The sequence below is a fragment of the Nitrosomonas halophila genome (genome assembly GCF_900107165.1).
In the GTDB taxonomy this organism is placed as follows: domain Bacteria; phylum Pseudomonadota; class Gammaproteobacteria; order Burkholderiales; family Nitrosomonadaceae; genus Nitrosomonas; species Nitrosomonas halophila.
This window is the reverse complement of sequence record NZ_FNOY01000031.1, coordinates 16,271-31,066: the sequence shown is the minus strand read 5'-3', so window position 1 is coordinate 31,066 and position 14,796 is coordinate 16,271. Positions and strand designations below refer to the sequence as shown.

Sequence of the window (14,796 nt, the reverse complement as noted above, 5' to 3'; positions counted from 1 at the left end):
GCTGGAAATCGGCGCATGCCTCGGCATGAAGAACATCGGAAAGCCGTGTACGGGAGAACTGTACGCACGGTTTGATGAGGGAGGGCAGGCGCAAGTCTGTTCTCTACTCTACCCATTCGTGGTTAGTTTGAGGATTGCCTGAGGGGCTCAGAAAGTGAACAGGTAATCGATCAGCTGTGTCCCGCCGAATCCGCCAAATGGCAGCAGCAAGGCTGACAGCACCGGTCTTTGGGAGAAGGCCGCGAATGCGCCTTGCCGGGTGGCCCGGATCTGGTTGAGCAGGCGGTTGATTTGTTCCGTGCTGAGGGGAGGGTGTGCTTGTGCCTGCGGTTGGGCCTGTTTCAGTAACAGCAGATCATAATGGGTCAGAATCTGGGTGCGCAGGTTTTCAGCACTTTTCCGTAGCCGTCTAGCGGTATACAAAGTGTAGAACAAGGTGACCAGGACGATAAGCAGCAACGGTAATGGAAAATCCATGGTGTCGAACAGATCGCTGCGCGCAATTACTGTGAAGAAAAGTGAAATGAAAGGCAGATAGATGAGTGCCTGGATGCGCTGGGTGGCGGCAACGATCAAATGGAAACTCAAATAATGGTCGAGATAGGCCTGGGGGATGCCGGTTTCGCTGGCTTCCCGTTTGAGGAGTGATTCTGGCCACAGGCGGCGAACTTTGCCAAGCGCTTCGACAAATTGCGTGCAGGCGCGATTTTCATAGCCGATCCAAAGGATGCTCAGCCAGAGCAGGGGAATGGTTAAGCCGAGCAGGATGTAATGCAGAAACTTGACCAACTCACCGCGATGCGGAAATGAGGGAATGTCGAAGATGCTGAAGGTGATGAGGCTGAGCAGGAACACTATCACGGCCGAGGCGGCGATCCAGCCACCCTGTTCATGCCAGTTGGTGGCGCGCAGGTAATTCTGCCACAGGGTTGAAACGTCGAGCTCCGAGGCAGGCGGTCCCGGACGGCCCTTGGCATCGAAGGCCGTCAAATCGAGATTGGGGCCATTCCAGATGGCTGCCAGGCGGCTGCGGGCCAGTGACCAGGTGGTGGGCAGTGACAAATCGAAACGGTGCGCAATCTCTTGCGCCTGCCGTTTGGTATTAACCAGAAATGCCAATATCAGGGCGAGCACGGTGATGAAGCCGGCAAAGCGCAGGGTGAGATTCGGCCAGACGCTGATGCCTTCCAGCCAGATGAACGGCTCGCCCGTGCCCTGTGCAAGGGTGAGCTGCCAGGCCTTGCCCACGATGATTATTGTCAGCAGGGTGACGGTTGTCAGAACCAAGCTCCAGAAAGCCACTGTGCCGATCCCGGTTTGTGAGGCCGCCGGGTCGGAGCGCTGAATCATGGTACTGATTGCTTTTTGAAAACGCTGGCTGCTGATGGCGATCCACAAAGCGAGCAGAGCGCCGATCAACAGCAGGAGCCAATGCCTGGCGGGCGTTGCCGCCAGCGGGCTGGGGGGCGTGATCTGTTCGCAAGTGGTCCAGTCAGCACAGGGGGTGGGTTCGATGGCCGGGCTGGCGCCATCGGGTTCTATGCCATCGATCCATCTGATGAGGTCATCCACTGCCGGTGCAGCAATCGGTATTGCCGCAGTGCGGCCGATTTCATAGATGGCTGGCCGGAGCCATTGCCTGAGCGATTGTTCCCAGTAATCCAGCGGGAGCGGTGCCAGCGCTATCAATGTGGCCAGGTAGGTCGAGGTCTGATAGCCATCCCGGAATGGCAGGGCGGCGCGTTGCAGTAGCGGATGCAGCGTCAAACCGAAATTGGAGGCAATCACGAGATTGCGAGTCCAGTCTTTCTGGTCGGCATGCAGGAAACGGGCATCCAGATCGGTGGTGAAAAATACTTTTCCCTTGAAACGGCTGCGCAGCGCCTGGAGAATCAGCAGCTTGTCGTATACGTCGGAACCGACAATGCCGATAGCCTGGATTCCGCGCGCGGCGAATTGGGGGTCCCGGTCCAGCAGCGCGATTTCATCGACCAAGCGCCGCAGGTAATCATATTGACTGAGCCCCTCGGCCAGTTCGGGGGCGGCTGTATCCAGCTGGGCGCGCAGATTCTGGGCGTGGCTGTCGTCGGATTTACGCGTGGCTTTGGCGGCTGGTTTGCTGTCCAGTCCGGGCAGGGCACCATCCAGGCCCCGCAGGTAAGTGAAATTGCGCAGAGGAGACGGATGGCCATTTCTGGTCTGGCAGAGTGCGCCAAAGCTTTCCGTGAGATTTCTCGTCAGCGAACGGGCATAGGCTGAATCCCATTCGCTGATCAATACCAGCCCGTCCTGACAGGGTGCAGATGTCTGGTTGCTGAACAATGCCCACTGTTGCTCGCGATTGATCCCGCGCTGCCAAAGTTCCCATAGCAGGCTGACCGCGAGCACATCATCGGTGCCTATCGTGCGGATAATGCGTTTGCCGGTCAGCAGCTGCTGGAAATGCTCACTTCTGTAGGAAAAGCAACGCCAGGAGGCGAAGCGCCTGCCGGTCAATATTTCCTGGCCGGATGCTTCGGATAGAACGCAATTATCAATGGTCGCGGTTGGCGAGAAAATCTTGATGGGTTTTTCGGAGGCGTCATCGAGCTTGCCGGTATGGTCGCTGAGGGCCAGCAGCATGGCCGATCCGGCTGGGCCGATGAGGGACAATTCGCCGAAATGCGCGGGCAATTCTTCGAAAACCAGATTGGGCGCATACAGGCTTTCATTGAGCCACAGCAGCAATACCTTGGCATCGGTGTTTTTATGATTGAACCATTCGAATGGGATGGTCAGGTGTTTCTCGCGCTGAATGGCCGGGGCATGCATCGGGGACGGTTCGGATTGTCGCCAGGGTAGCCGCAAATAGCCGATTGCATTGGAAGACTCTGGATAAAAATCATGAAAGCCGAGCGCGGAGATGACGGCGTAGCGGGTGCGCCGCCGGCTTTCTGCCGATTCCGCGTAGGAATCACCAAAGACGCTGACGGCTAATACTTTGATATCCACCGATTGCGAGCGCAGCGTTTCCAGTTTGGCTTGCAGCGCAGCAGGGGTGGAAGCGCCATCGGGTTGGCCGGTCAGAGGTTGCGCCGAACTGGTCGGACGCGCCAGTTGCTTTTCATGTTCTTCGATGGCGGCGAACGGATCCTGCCAGAGCCGGGCTTCGACGTTTTGCTCGCCAATCGGCACGAATTTGACCCGTTCGGTGGCTGCTGGGCGGGAGCTTTCCAGCGGAATATTTTTGACCAGCATGCCACCTGCCAGCAGAACCAGCATGATGAAGGGGAGCGGGTTGATCCATGCACTTTTCTGGGGCTCGTTATCCATATTCATCGGCATAAATTGGCCCTCCGTGAGTATTTCCGGCATTCGCTGGCAGCCTGTCTGTCAATATCATACCCCAACCCCGCAAAGTGACAAGGTTGGTCGTAGCGGCAGTGAAGGATCGGTATGCATGAGGGGGTGCGGCAATATGTCGCATTTTCTTCCGGGGCAGACCATTCTAAAATCCGATCCGTGCGAATGGCTGTGCTGTCGATAGCCATTTTTTACAGATGCTGATTTTCTCGGGGAGTATTCAGTCTGTTTGCCTCGAATATCGCTTTGCCCAAGGCGCAATATCTTCCACTTTTCTTTGTTGACTGCTGCCGATGAAATTCACGCTGCCAGGGTTTGCCCGTTCACGTTCAATAACGACTGTTTTCACCTTTTTGTTGTTCCAGAATGCTTGGGCCGGCGCATCACAGGCCGCAGACGCGGCTATTGAGCTGGAACGGATGGAGATTCATGGCGAGATCATCCGGCCCAATATGACGGGTGTTTTGCCCGAGCTCGGTGGAATCAACGATGCGGCGATGTTGTTGCAGCGTGTCCCGGGTGGCAATGTGAGCGGGCTTGGACCATTGTCCGGTATCGCGCAATACCGAGGCATGTGCGGCGATCGCATCAATGTGGATTTCAAGGGAATGAACTATAAGTCAGCCTGCGTGAATGCCATGGATGCGCCATTGAGTCATGTGCCCGCGGCAATGACCAGTTTGTTGAAGGTCTATCGGGGCATCGCGCCCGTCAGCAGTGGCATTGAAACCATCGGTGGCGCCATCATTCATTCAGGAAACCAAGCGGCCGGAATTTACCGAAGCGGGGGAGCCACTGGAATGGGCCGGCAAGTTCTCGGGCGGTTTCAACCGGGTCAACAATGGCCGCTATGGCGCTCTCTACAATGGGATTGCGACCGAGCAGCATCGTTTGCATGTCTACGGCAGCAAGGAAACCGGGGATGATTTCAAATTTCCCGGTGGAAGAAATATTCCGACCCGGCATGATCGCGAAGCAGCGGAAGTGGGTTATGGTTTTCGTCACGAGGCGCATGTGCTTGATGTCGACTTCAACTACAACTTCACGCGCCCGACCGGTACTCCGGCGCTGCCCATGGATATCATCATGACCGAGGGCGGGGTGTTGACAGCTGGCTATCGGGGCAGAATCGGGGATGAGGTTGGAATCAAGGCGGCTTTCAATTACCAGGATGTTCGTCACACGATGGATAATTTCAGCATCAGACGGACACCCGCCACGGGCAAGCGCTTTTCCAGGAATACCGCAGATGGATTCGGTTACCGGCTGATGATCGATTTTCCCTTGCTCGGAGGCAGGACCACGGTCGGTGTAGATGGCGACAATGCCACCCACAATGCGACCATTACGAATCCTGATGCGCCAGCGTTTTTTATCAAGAATTTCAATGATGCGCAACGCGACCGTTACGGCTTCTTCGGTGAATATGCGCTGTCACCCTTGCAAGATTGGACGATCGAGCTGGGTGCCCGGGTCAATTACATTGTGATGAACAGCGGGCGGGCCGATACCCATTTCCAGACTGCGCCATGGCGCGCGCTGGTCGACAACTTCAACAACCGGAGCCGTTCGAGAAACGACGTCAATTATGACCTGACCGGAATCGTGCGCCATCATTTATCCGAAAGCCTGGAAATAGAATTGGGCTTTGCCCGCAAGACCCGCTCACCCAGCTACCAGCAGCGCTTTCTATGGGCGCCGTTGGATGCTACGGGAGGACTGGCCGATGGCTTCCTGTACATCGGCAACCTGGATCTTAAGCCGGAAACATCCTATCAGGGCGAATTGGGCCTGACCTGGCGCCAGGGCACTTTCTATGCTGCCCCGCGCGCTTTTTATCGATATGTGAATAATTATATTCAGGGTATCCCCACCAGCAATCCCAACGCGCTCGCAATCGCGGGCGCTCAACAGCGGCCCTTGCTGCAATATGCCAATATCGATGCCATATTGTACGGCGGCGATGTCGAGGCGGGTTTCAGGTTCCTCAATCATTGGCGGGTGGATGGAACACTCAGCTATGTCCGAGGCCAGCGCGACGATGCCAAGGACAATCTTTACCGTATTGCGCCGCTCAATGGCCTGCTGTCGTTGTTCTACGAATCGACAAAATGGACGCTGGGGACCGAAGTCGTGGGTTACTGGCGGCAGAGAAAGGTATCGAAATTCAATGATGAACCTACAACGGCGGGGTATGCATTATGGCATATCCGTAGCCAGGTGGAAGTTATCAGAGGCCTGCAAGTGGGTGCGGGAGTGGAAAACTTGCTCAACAAGGACTATCGGGTGCATCTGAATGGTTTGAATCGCGCGCTTGACAATGTGGCGAGCGGTATCGGCATCGGAGAACGCCTGCCGGGCATCGGCAGAAATTTCTATGTCACGATGAATTATGAGTGGTAGCCGTGATCTGATTTGATGACTCATGATTCAGGGTATGTTGCATGATTGTGCCATTGGTGGCGGGTCACTGGCATCGCGGCTGGTCGGTGCGCAAGCGCACCCTGCGGGGAAATCGGTAATTGAATGATGGGCGTAGGGTGCGCTTGCGCACCATGAAACGTAAGAGGAATGATTCCGGGCGTGGGTCATTTGATTGCGAATTTGCCTGTGTGGGCCTGCGAACAGACCAGACTACAAAAAAGCTTAGATGTATAGGGAAATTTTCTTGATGAGAGCTATTCGAATGTGCAAGTTCAAGCTACGGTTGCTGCTGGTCAGCACCTTGTTATTGACTACATCGGCCTGGGGGCAGGCCACGGTCGAGCGGGCATTGAGGGAACAGCAATCCGCCCAGCAGCAGAGCAGTCAAATACAACTGCGCATCGACAAGCTGGATGACCAGACGCAGGCGTTGCTGGAGGAATATCGGCAGAGCGTGATTCGGCTGGAGGACTTGGCTGCTTACAACACCCAGATGGAGCGTTTGATCGCCGATCAAAAAGATGAAATCCATAAAAAAGAAACCCAGCTGCGTGATATTGCCGAAATACAGCAGCGGATCGTGCCTTTTCTGCAGCGGATGGTGGATATACTGATGCAATTTGTAGCACTGGACACGCCATTTTTACCCGTCGAACGGCAACAGCGCTTGCAGCAATTGTCCCAATTGATCCACCGGTCTGACTTGTCCATTCCCGACAAATACCGGCGCATCATGGAAGCCTATCGGATCGAAGCGGAATATGGACATACGCTGGAAGCCTATCAGGGTACCCTGGATGCCGAAGGCGAGTCGCGTTCGGTCGAATTTCTGAGGCTGGGGCGTGTCGGTTTGTATTATCTGACCCTCAGAGGGGATGAAGGCGGCTACTGGCAGCCATCGGACAGGCAATGGGTGCCACTGGATGCGTCGTTGCGCGAGTCGCTCGATAAGGCCATGCGTGTGGCCAAGAAACAGACGCCGCCCGATCTCATTATTTTGCCGATTGCGGCACCGGAGGTGAAACCATGAAATGGTTGAGACTGGCAGTGGTGACAATCTGCGTGGTGCTGAGCCAGCCCGCGCTGGCAGCGGCCACGCTGGATGAATTGGTCGCCAGAGTGCGCGAGGAAAGCGGCAAGGATATCCGCTTCGATCAAGCCCGTGAAACCCGGTTTATTCAGGAACGAGATCAGCAACAAGCCAAACTCAAGGTTTTGCGCAACGAGTTGGCGGACAGCAATAAAAAAGCCGATGCTTATCGCAATACCTATCAGGCCAACGAGACCCGGCTGACCGAGTTGGATGGGCAGATTGCGTCACAGGCGGGCGAACTGAATGATTTGTTTGCAATGGTGCAGCAAAATGCGGCTGAAATCGGCTCGTTGCTGGAACGCTCGATGATTTCTGCCCAATTTCCCGAACGGGGGGCAATCCTGACCAGAGTCATTCAGCAGGAATCTTCGGTCTCGATGGAAACCTTGCAGAATCTATGGTTGATGCTGATCCATGAAATGCATCAGACGGGCAAGGTGACGCGCTTTAGTAGCCCGGTCATCACTCTGGACGGTGAAGAAAAAACGCAGACCGTTACCCGGATCGGGGCATTCAATGCTGTTGCCGATGGCAAATTTTTACGCTTTTTGCCAGACAGTCTCAAGCTGGTCGAGCTGGCCCGGCAACCGGCCGCCCGTCATCAAAACATGGCGCAGGCACTGGAACAGGCTGAGGAAGGCTGGCGTGCGATGGCGGTCGATCCCTCAAAGGGAGCGATTTTGTCATTGCTGGTTCAGTCTCCCGGTTTTATCGAACGGGTCAATCAAAGCGGCGCGATTGGTTATCTGATTCTGATTATCGGGGTGACTGGGGTGCTGATCGTGCTGTGGCGGGGACTGTTTCTGGGTGCCACCTGGTATCGGATCAAACAGTAATTGGCGTGCGAGGAAAATCTTGATAACAACCCACTGGGCCGGCTCAGGAGTGGTATTCAGGCTGTCAGGGCCAAAAGCAGCGAGGTGTTGGCAACGCGGCTGGATGAAGCGGTCAGCCAGGAAACCAGCCGCCTGTTTTTTGGATTGACTGCCCTGACGGTGTTTGCGGCGGTCACACCGTTGATGGGCTTGCTTGGCACGGTGATCGGCATGATCGAAACGTTTCAGTCGATCTCACTGTTTGGGACCGGCGATCCCAAGTTGATGGCTGGCGGGATATCCTATGCTTTGGTAACGACCCAGCTCGGTTTGGCGGTTGCCATTCCGTTGCTGTTGCTGCAAAGTCTTTTGCATGCCCAGGCGAACCGGATTGTTGAAATTCTCGATCAACAAAGTGCGCGTTTGTACGAGCAATATGATCAGTATGACCAGACTTTACTGGAGCACTGAGCGGGATGGAAAAGATACTGAGTTTTTTCGATCAAGGTGGAAGCTTGCTATGGGCGATCCTGGCCGTGTCGATGCTGATGTGGACATTGATTATCGAGCGCTACTGGTTCTTTTATTTTCAATTGCCGCAGCTGCAGGCAGAACTGCTCGGCCAGTGGCGCAACCGTTCACCATCCAGACGCATGAGCGAGCAGCGGCTGAAGCACAGTCTGATTGCGCGCTATCTTGCACAGGCGCTGCGGGGATTGAAAGCGGTCGATGTCTTGACCAATATTCTGCCGTTGCTGGGGCTGCTGGGTACTGTGTCCGGCATGATCAAGGTTTTCGAAGTGATCAATGTGTTTGGTGCGGGCAATGCGCGCGGCATGGCAGCCGGCATTTCGGAAGCGCTGATTACGACCATGGCTGGATTGATCACAGCCTTGTCCGGCTATTTTTTTGCGGCCAATCTTGAGTTTCGCGCTCGTTCAGCCCATGAGCAATTCAACACCTTTTTAACTGACCGATGAGCGCATGACCATGCAACGCCGACATACCCGCCCTGCGGGCTCAGGTGCCGGACTCAATGTCACGCCCCTGATCGATATGGTTTTTATTTTGCTGATCTTCTTTGCGGTCAATTCATCCTTTGTCAAGGAAACCGGCGTCGAAGTCGATCGGCCGACTGCACAAACTGCCGAACGCCAGGATCAGGCCGGTATTTTGATCGCTGTCACCCAGAATGGCGAGGTCTGGATTGAGCAACAGCAGATCGATCTACGGGCGGTGCGGGGCCATGTCGAACGCTTGCATGCCGAGTCGCCGGAAGCTTCGGCCCTGATTCTTGCCGACAAGCGTTCGGAGACCGGCATTGTCATGCAAGTGCTTGATCAGGCGCGCTTGGCGGGAATCGCTCGCGTCGCGGTTGCCGCCACCGAGGAACCATGAAATTTGGATTGACGCTGCTGGCGGCATGCGTGATTAACTTGCTGTTGTTCTGGTTCATGATACAAATGGTGACTGCTGAACAGGACAGGAAGTGGATCGCTACCACCGATGCGCAATTTTTTGATTTTGTCCGGCCGCGCCCAAAGCAGGAAGCGGTACCCAGAGCACGGAAAGCCGCGCCACCCGAACCTCAGCCACCGGTATCGCTGTCTGAGCCCTTGCCACAGCCAGCGGCGCCCACTGAGGATTTGCGCGCCTTGCCCTTGCCGGTGCCGGCATTGAAAATCGATCTGCCGAGCATGCGCCCCCATATGGCTGCGGGCCCGTCCTTGCCTGCTGTGGTCGGAAGCGGCCGGAGTAAAACTGGTGCCCTGGCCAGTATTCCAGGCACTGGAATGGGGGTGCCCTCCGCGCCGGCTTTCATTATGGCGGATGAGTTGACAGCTATCGCGCGCAGTCAGCCGGCCTACCCCGAGCCATTGCGCTTGCGCCGGGTGGAAGGTGAGGTGCTGGTGGAATTCATCGTCGACAAGGAGGGAAAAGTGAATGACCCGATTGTGATTAACAGCAGCCCTGCGGGTGCGTTTGACCGGGTCGCGGTGCGTGCGGTGCGCAGCTGGCGTTTTCAGCCGCGCCGCGATGATCAGGGTAACCCGGTCGATGTCCGGGTGCGGCAGGTCTTTACTTTCAGTTTGAGTAGATGAAACGGCTGACTTTACTGGCTGGCGCGCGCATGATTGCGCTGGCGATACTGGTGCAGGTTTACACTGCCCCGGCTTGGTCGCAGGAAAACGGGGTCAGCAATGCGACCTTTCAGGTATTGCAGCAGGCCGATGCTTTTCTGCGTCAGGGGCAGGCCGAACGTGCCCGCCAGGCGCTCAGCGGATTGCAGGATCGAATCAAGGACAATGCTTACGAGCAAGCGGTGGTGCTGCAATATCTGGCCTATGCCCATGCCGGATCGGACAACCCGCGCGCTGCGCTAGGCGCGGCTTTGGAGGCGATAAAGTCCGGATTGCTGGACGATGATGCGGTGCATGGGTTGCATGCGCTCGCGGGCCAGGCAGCCTTCTATCTGGAAGACTACCGGGCAAGCATCGATCACCTCGCGCAATGGTTGCAACAAGCTTCTGCAGTGGATGCGGATGTTTATTATATGGCCGGCTATGCGGCCTACCGCGCCAACAGGCCCGATACAGCGATTGTGTATCTCGAGCAGGCAACAGCCTTGCACAAAGCACCGTCACCGGCCATTATCCAGCTGTTGCTGTCGTTGTATATTGACCGCAAGGCGTATGCAAAGGCCGAGCCCTTGGTTAAAAGACTGATAGCGGATGCTCCGCAAACACGCGAATGGTGGCTTTATCTGAGCAGCCTGTACGCGCATCAGAACCGTTATGACCAGGCGCTGGCTACCATGATGCTGGCCTACTATGCCGGCCAGGCCAAGCAGAGCGATATCCTGCAGTTAGTCAGGCTCAACGCGCAACAGGGTCTGCCCGCCAAGGCGGCCCGTTTGCTGGAAACCGAGATGGCCAATCAACGGCTGGTCCGCAATTACGAGCATCTTAAATTGTTGTACAGTTGCTGGCGGCTGGCCCGTGAAAATGGCCAGGCTGCCCAGGTGCTGGCGGAAGCGGCGGTTCTGGCACCGAATGGGGAGGATTTTCTGATGTTGGGCCGCCTGTCCATGCAACGCAACGACTGGCGCTCTGCGAAAACACATTTTCAGCAGGGTCTGCGCAAGGGTGGCCTGAGACGCGTGCATCAGGCGCGTTTGTGGTTGGGTATTGCCGCTTTCAAAACAGATGATGCGGCTTTGGCACGGCAAGTGCTGGAGCCGCTGCTGGAAGTGGAAAATGTCAAGCATGAAGCGAGTTATTGGTTGAAGCGGATAGACCGTCCAAAATATACGCACATGTATCAGCATTCGGTCGAGATTTCAAGAATGTGATGGGCATCCGTCCCGCCGCTATTTTATAAAACTTGGCTTTTGTGATACAAAGAGCGGGTCGGTTTGTGATGCCCGCTTGTTAAGGTACCTCTAAGCCAGATGGCGGCGCTGTCATCGGGCCCAGGCGCCGCATACTCCAGCTCGTTCAGCTGATTCCGGGTGGCATGGAAAGCTGACAAACCGCAGGCAGGTCAATTTTGTCACGCAAACGATACCGCAGCAGGAACCCTCATGCCCAAAGCCATTATCCGCCATACTCGGACAGACGACATTCCGGCGCTCGTCGCGCTGCAGAAAAAATCCTATCCGCCAAGTATGCCGCCGTGGTCACCGACCAAATTCGAGCATCAGATCGAGATCTTTCCCCAGGGACAGATTGTAGCCGAGCGTGACGGCTGTATCGTCGGCTGTGCGAGCTCCCTGATTGTGGCCTGGGACGACTGGTGCGATGCGCATACCTGGAAAGAAATCACCGCTTCGGGCACTTTCGACAACCATAATCCGGAAGGCCGGACGCTTTATGGTGCCGAGGTGTTTGTCGATCCCGATATACGCGGCGCAGGCCTCGGGCATGCGCTTTACGAGGGGCGGCGCGAGCTGTGCCGCGCGATGAATCTGCGGCGCATCATCGCCTGCGGCCGTCTGCCGGGTTATCACGTGCACGCAGCCGAAATGAGTGCCGAGGACTACGCCAAGCGCGTGGTATGGGGTGATTTTCACGACCCGGTGCTCGGTTTTCAGTTGCACGAAGGTTTCGACTATTGCGGCGTGATCGAAGGCTATTTGCCCGAGGATAGAGAATCCGGCGGTAATGCTTCGCTGATTGTCTGGCGCAATCCGGACTATGACCCCGACAAACCTACTCTTATCCCCGAGGAGGATATTCTATGATAGTCAGAATCGCTGCTGTACAGTATCTGCTGCGGCAGATCCACGATTGGTCGGGGTTTGAGAACCAAGTGCGCTTCGTCATGCAGGCTGCGGGTGGTTACCGCCCGCATTTCGTGCTGTTGCCCGAGATTTTTACCACTCAGCTGCTGTCCTTCATGGATACGCGCGAGTTGCTGAATGCTGTGCGCAACATGCATGACTACACGGGCCGCTATGTTGAGCTGATGCGGGAGCTGGCCCAGTACTGGCGGGTTTTTCTGATCGGTGGCAGCCACCCGACGCTGCGCGATGGCCAGCTCTACAATACCGCCTATCTGTTCACCCCGGATGGCGAGGTGCATGAGCAGGACAAGATCCACCGCACCCGCTGGGAGCGCGAAATGTGGGATACCGCTGCTGGCGACCAGCTGTATCTGTTCAATACCCCCTATGGCAAGATCGCCATCCTGATCTGCTATGACATCGAATTTCCCGAGCTCGCGCGCATGGTATGCGAGGCGGGTGCCGATATCCTGTTCGTGCCCTCATGCACGGACGACCGCCAGGGCTTTCTGCGGGTGCGCTATTGCTGTCATGCGCGCGCAATCGAAAACCAGGTCTATGTGGCGATGACCAGCACCGTGGGCAATCTGCCTGTCGAGGGGCTGGGCGTGCATTACGGTCAGGCAAGCATCATCACGCCATCGGATTTTCCCTTCTCGCGCGACGGCATCGCCGCCGAGGGCACGCCCAATGTGGAGCAGATCATCATCGCCGATATTAATCTCGACGACTTGACCCAGAACCGTGTCAACGGTACCACGATTCCGCTTTATGACAAACGTCATGACGTATATGACAATGAAGTCGTAATTACGCCTATCAAGTAAAATTTCTCGCCGCCCATGTTTCATCAGGACCCGTCACGATGTCGATGAACGCCTTTCATGCCCGCAGCCGGCGCCCGCACTCCAAGCCTGGGCAGACGCGCAAGGCAGTCGAGCGCCCGCAGGGCCGGCAGCGGGCCGATGCGCTGCTGGTGGCGCGTGCACTGGCGCCATCGCGCAGCCGCGCCCGGCAGTTGATCGAGGCCGGTTCGGTGCATGCCGACGGTATGCTGGTGACCAGGCCGGGACAACTATTGCCTGAAGGTGTGGTGCTTGCTGTTGTCGTTGAATGAGATCAATTGAGTAGAACAGTCGCTTGCAGCTGAGATGACTGGTTGCCATGACAGCGTGTAGGGTGCGCCCACGCACCCTACAACCGTTAACGGATTATCCTGCACTTCATACATCCCACTGAAAATCGTAGAGAGGTAAAATCCGGATCAATCCAGCTTGCTGTCGAGGCCATTTTCGGCGATCTCCGCTGCGCGCAGCAATGCCTTGGCTTTGTTCTGGGTTTCGATCCATTCATTCTGGGGAATCGAGTCCGCGACAATGCCCGCGCCCGCTTGTACATGCAGGACGCCATCCTTGATGACCCCGGTGCGGATCGCGATGGCGAGATCCATGTCGCCATCGAAGCCCAAATAGCCGACTGCGCCGGCGTAGATGCCGCGCTTGGAGATTTCCAGTTCGTCGATGATTTCCATCGCCCTGACTTTGGGCGCGCCGCTGACTGTGCCGGCCGGGAAAGTGGCGCGCAAGACATCGATGGCGTTCAGACCGGGTTTGAGCTTGCCTTCGACGTTGGAAACAATATGCATGACATGAGAGTAATATTCTATCTGCATGTTTTCGGTGACTTTTACGCTGCCAGTCTGGGCTACCCGGCCGACATCATTGCGCCCCAGGTCCATCAGCATGATGTGCTCGGCCCGCTCCTTGGGGTCAGCCAGCAGCTCGGCTGCCAGTGCCCGGTCTTCCTCTGTGTCGCGGCCGCGTGGGCGGGTGCCGGCAATCGGACGCACCGTCACGGTGTCTTTTTCCAGTCTGACCAGGATTTCCGGCGAAGCGCCCACGACATGAAAATCACCTAGATGATAATAGAACATGTAGGGTGAGGGATTGAGGCTGCGCAGCGCGCGATACAATGCCAGTGGCGATGCCGAGTAGGGCTTGCTGGTGCGCTGCGACAGCACGACCTGCATGATGTCGCCCTCGACGATGTAGCGTTTGGCCTTTTCAACCGCGGCCAGAAAACCGTTTTCCGGGAATTCACAGACGGCCACGGCCGACGGGCTGGGTTGCTCGACGGGAATCGGCAGGGATGCCCGCAATTTTTGCAGCAATTCCTTCAGGCGCTTTACCCCCGACTGGTAGGCATCGCTTGCGGCAGGATCCCTGTAGACGATCAGATAGAGCTTGCCGGAGAGATTGTCCATGACAACCAATTCTTCCGAGAGCAGCAGCAGGATATCCGGTGTGTGCAAGGTGTCTGGCCTTGCATGGCCAGCCAGCCTCGGCTCGATATAGCGCACGGTATCGTAAGCAAAATAACCGGCCAGGCCGCCAACAAAGCGTGGCAATCCGGCATAAGGTGCAACCTTGAACCGGGTCAGGAAATCGCCTATGAAGTCCAGGGCATTATCGGTGTCGAACTCGCTCGTTTCGTTGTCCGAAATGATGTATATGTGATTGACATAAACTTCCAGACGGGTTTTTGCCGGCAGGCCGATGATGGAATAGCGCCCGAATCGCTCACCGCCCAACACCGATTCCAACAAATAGGAGTAGGGCTGGTTGGCCAGTTTGAGGTAGACGGAAAGCGGTGTGTCTAAATCAGCAAAGGTCTCCAGCACCAGGGGAATGCGGTTGTAGCCTTGTGCGGCGAGCGTGTTGAAGTCGCTTTCAGTGACATATCGATCCATAAGTGCAAGGCAATGGAAATGTTAGGGTTGATGTGGCCGGATCGCTTACCTGGCCGGTCAGGCTGGCAGGCGATCCTGCAGACATGAT

Annotated in this window: 14 protein-coding genes; 12 read left to right on the top strand and 2 right to left on the bottom strand. The window is 56.3% G+C overall.

From position 1 onward, the window contains the following. Positions 1 to 147: 147 nt before the first annotated feature. Positions 148 to 3,312 carry a hypothetical protein gene (locus BLV85_RS08495; RefSeq protein WP_176973980.1) on the bottom strand — a complete coding sequence of 1,055 codons (3,165 nt, stop codon included), beginning with the start codon at positions 3,310 to 3,312 and terminating at the stop codon, positions 148 to 150. Between the two features lie 323 nt (positions 3,313 to 3,635). Between BLV85_RS08495 and BLV85_RS15650 the strand changes: the two genes are divergently transcribed. The 12 genes from BLV85_RS15650 to BLV85_RS08445 all read left to right on the top strand — a co-directional run bounded on the left by BLV85_RS15650 (position 3,636) and on the right by BLV85_RS08445 (position 13,076). Then, positions 3,636 to 4,268 (top strand): TonB-dependent receptor plug domain-containing protein, encoded by a 633-nt coding sequence (locus tag BLV85_RS15650; RefSeq protein ID WP_245725145.1) that lies wholly within the window; start codon positions 3,636 to 3,638, stop codon positions 4,266 to 4,268. A gap of 58 nt (positions 4,269 to 4,326) precedes the next feature. Next, entirely contained in the window at positions 4,327 to 5,745 is a 1,419-nt protein-coding gene (locus BLV85_RS08490; RefSeq protein WP_281245738.1) for a TonB-dependent receptor domain-containing protein, read from the top strand. Between the two features lie 268 nt (positions 5,746 to 6,013). Further along, positions 6,014 to 6,796, top strand: coding sequence for a DUF3450 domain-containing protein (locus tag BLV85_RS08485; RefSeq protein WP_218132797.1), 783 nt, complete (start codon positions 6,014 to 6,016; stop codon positions 6,794 to 6,796). After that, a complete protein-coding gene (locus tag BLV85_RS08480) occupies positions 6,793 to 7,695 on the top strand; it encodes a hypothetical protein (RefSeq protein WP_218132796.1) in 903 nt (300 codons plus the stop codon). The genes BLV85_RS08485 and BLV85_RS08480 overlap by 4 nt, the downstream gene beginning before the upstream one ends. Further along, positions 7,696 to 8,145 (top strand): MotA/TolQ/ExbB proton channel family protein, encoded by a 450-nt coding sequence (locus BLV85_RS15450; RefSeq protein WP_218132795.1) that lies wholly within the window; start codon positions 7,696 to 7,698, stop codon positions 8,143 to 8,145. Between the two features lie 5 nt (positions 8,146 to 8,150). Then, the gene (locus BLV85_RS08475; protein ID WP_090414230.1) at positions 8,151 to 8,654 is read left to right on the top strand and encodes a MotA/TolQ/ExbB proton channel family protein; all 504 of its coding nucleotides are present in this window, start codon (positions 8,151 to 8,153) and stop codon (positions 8,652 to 8,654) included. A 10-nt stretch (positions 8,655 to 8,664) separates the two neighbouring features. After that, the gene (locus BLV85_RS08470) at positions 8,665 to 9,072 is read left to right on the top strand and encodes an ExbD/TolR family protein (protein ID WP_090414239.1); all 408 of its coding nucleotides are present in this window, start codon (positions 8,665 to 8,667) and stop codon (positions 9,070 to 9,072) included. Then, positions 9,069 to 9,776 carry an energy transducer TonB gene (locus tag BLV85_RS08465; protein ID WP_090414228.1) on the top strand — a complete coding sequence of 236 codons (708 nt, stop codon included), beginning with the start codon at positions 9,069 to 9,071 and terminating at the stop codon, positions 9,774 to 9,776. Before BLV85_RS08470 ends, BLV85_RS08465 begins: the two co-directional genes overlap by 4 nt. Then, positions 9,773 to 11,026: a tetratricopeptide repeat protein gene (locus BLV85_RS08460; protein ID WP_218132794.1), complete on the top strand. Its 1,254-nt coding sequence runs from the start codon at positions 9,773 to 9,775 to the stop codon at positions 11,024 to 11,026. Before BLV85_RS08465 ends, BLV85_RS08460 begins: the two co-directional genes overlap by 4 nt. A 231-nt stretch (positions 11,027 to 11,257) precedes the next feature. Then, positions 11,258 to 11,917, top strand: a complete 660-nt coding sequence (locus tag BLV85_RS08455) for a GNAT family N-acetyltransferase (protein WP_090414225.1) — start codon at positions 11,258 to 11,260, stop codon at positions 11,915 to 11,917. Further along, the gene (locus BLV85_RS08450; RefSeq protein WP_090414222.1) at positions 11,914 to 12,786 is read left to right on the top strand and encodes a carbon-nitrogen hydrolase family protein; all 873 of its coding nucleotides are present in this window, start codon (positions 11,914 to 11,916) and stop codon (positions 12,784 to 12,786) included. Before BLV85_RS08455 ends, BLV85_RS08450 begins: the two co-directional genes overlap by 4 nt. A gap of 38 nt (positions 12,787 to 12,824) precedes the next feature. Then, entirely contained in the window at positions 12,825 to 13,076 is a 252-nt protein-coding gene (locus BLV85_RS08445; RefSeq protein WP_245725144.1) for a S4 domain-containing protein, read from the top strand. Between the two features lie 147 nt (positions 13,077 to 13,223). Here BLV85_RS08445 and trpE read toward each other — a convergent pair whose 3' ends face one another. After that, positions 13,224 to 14,708 carry an anthranilate synthase component I gene (gene trpE / locus BLV85_RS08440; RefSeq protein ID WP_090414221.1) on the bottom strand — a complete coding sequence of 495 codons (1,485 nt, stop codon included), beginning with the start codon at positions 14,706 to 14,708 and terminating at the stop codon, positions 13,224 to 13,226. Positions 14,709 to 14,796: the final 88 nt, after the last annotated feature.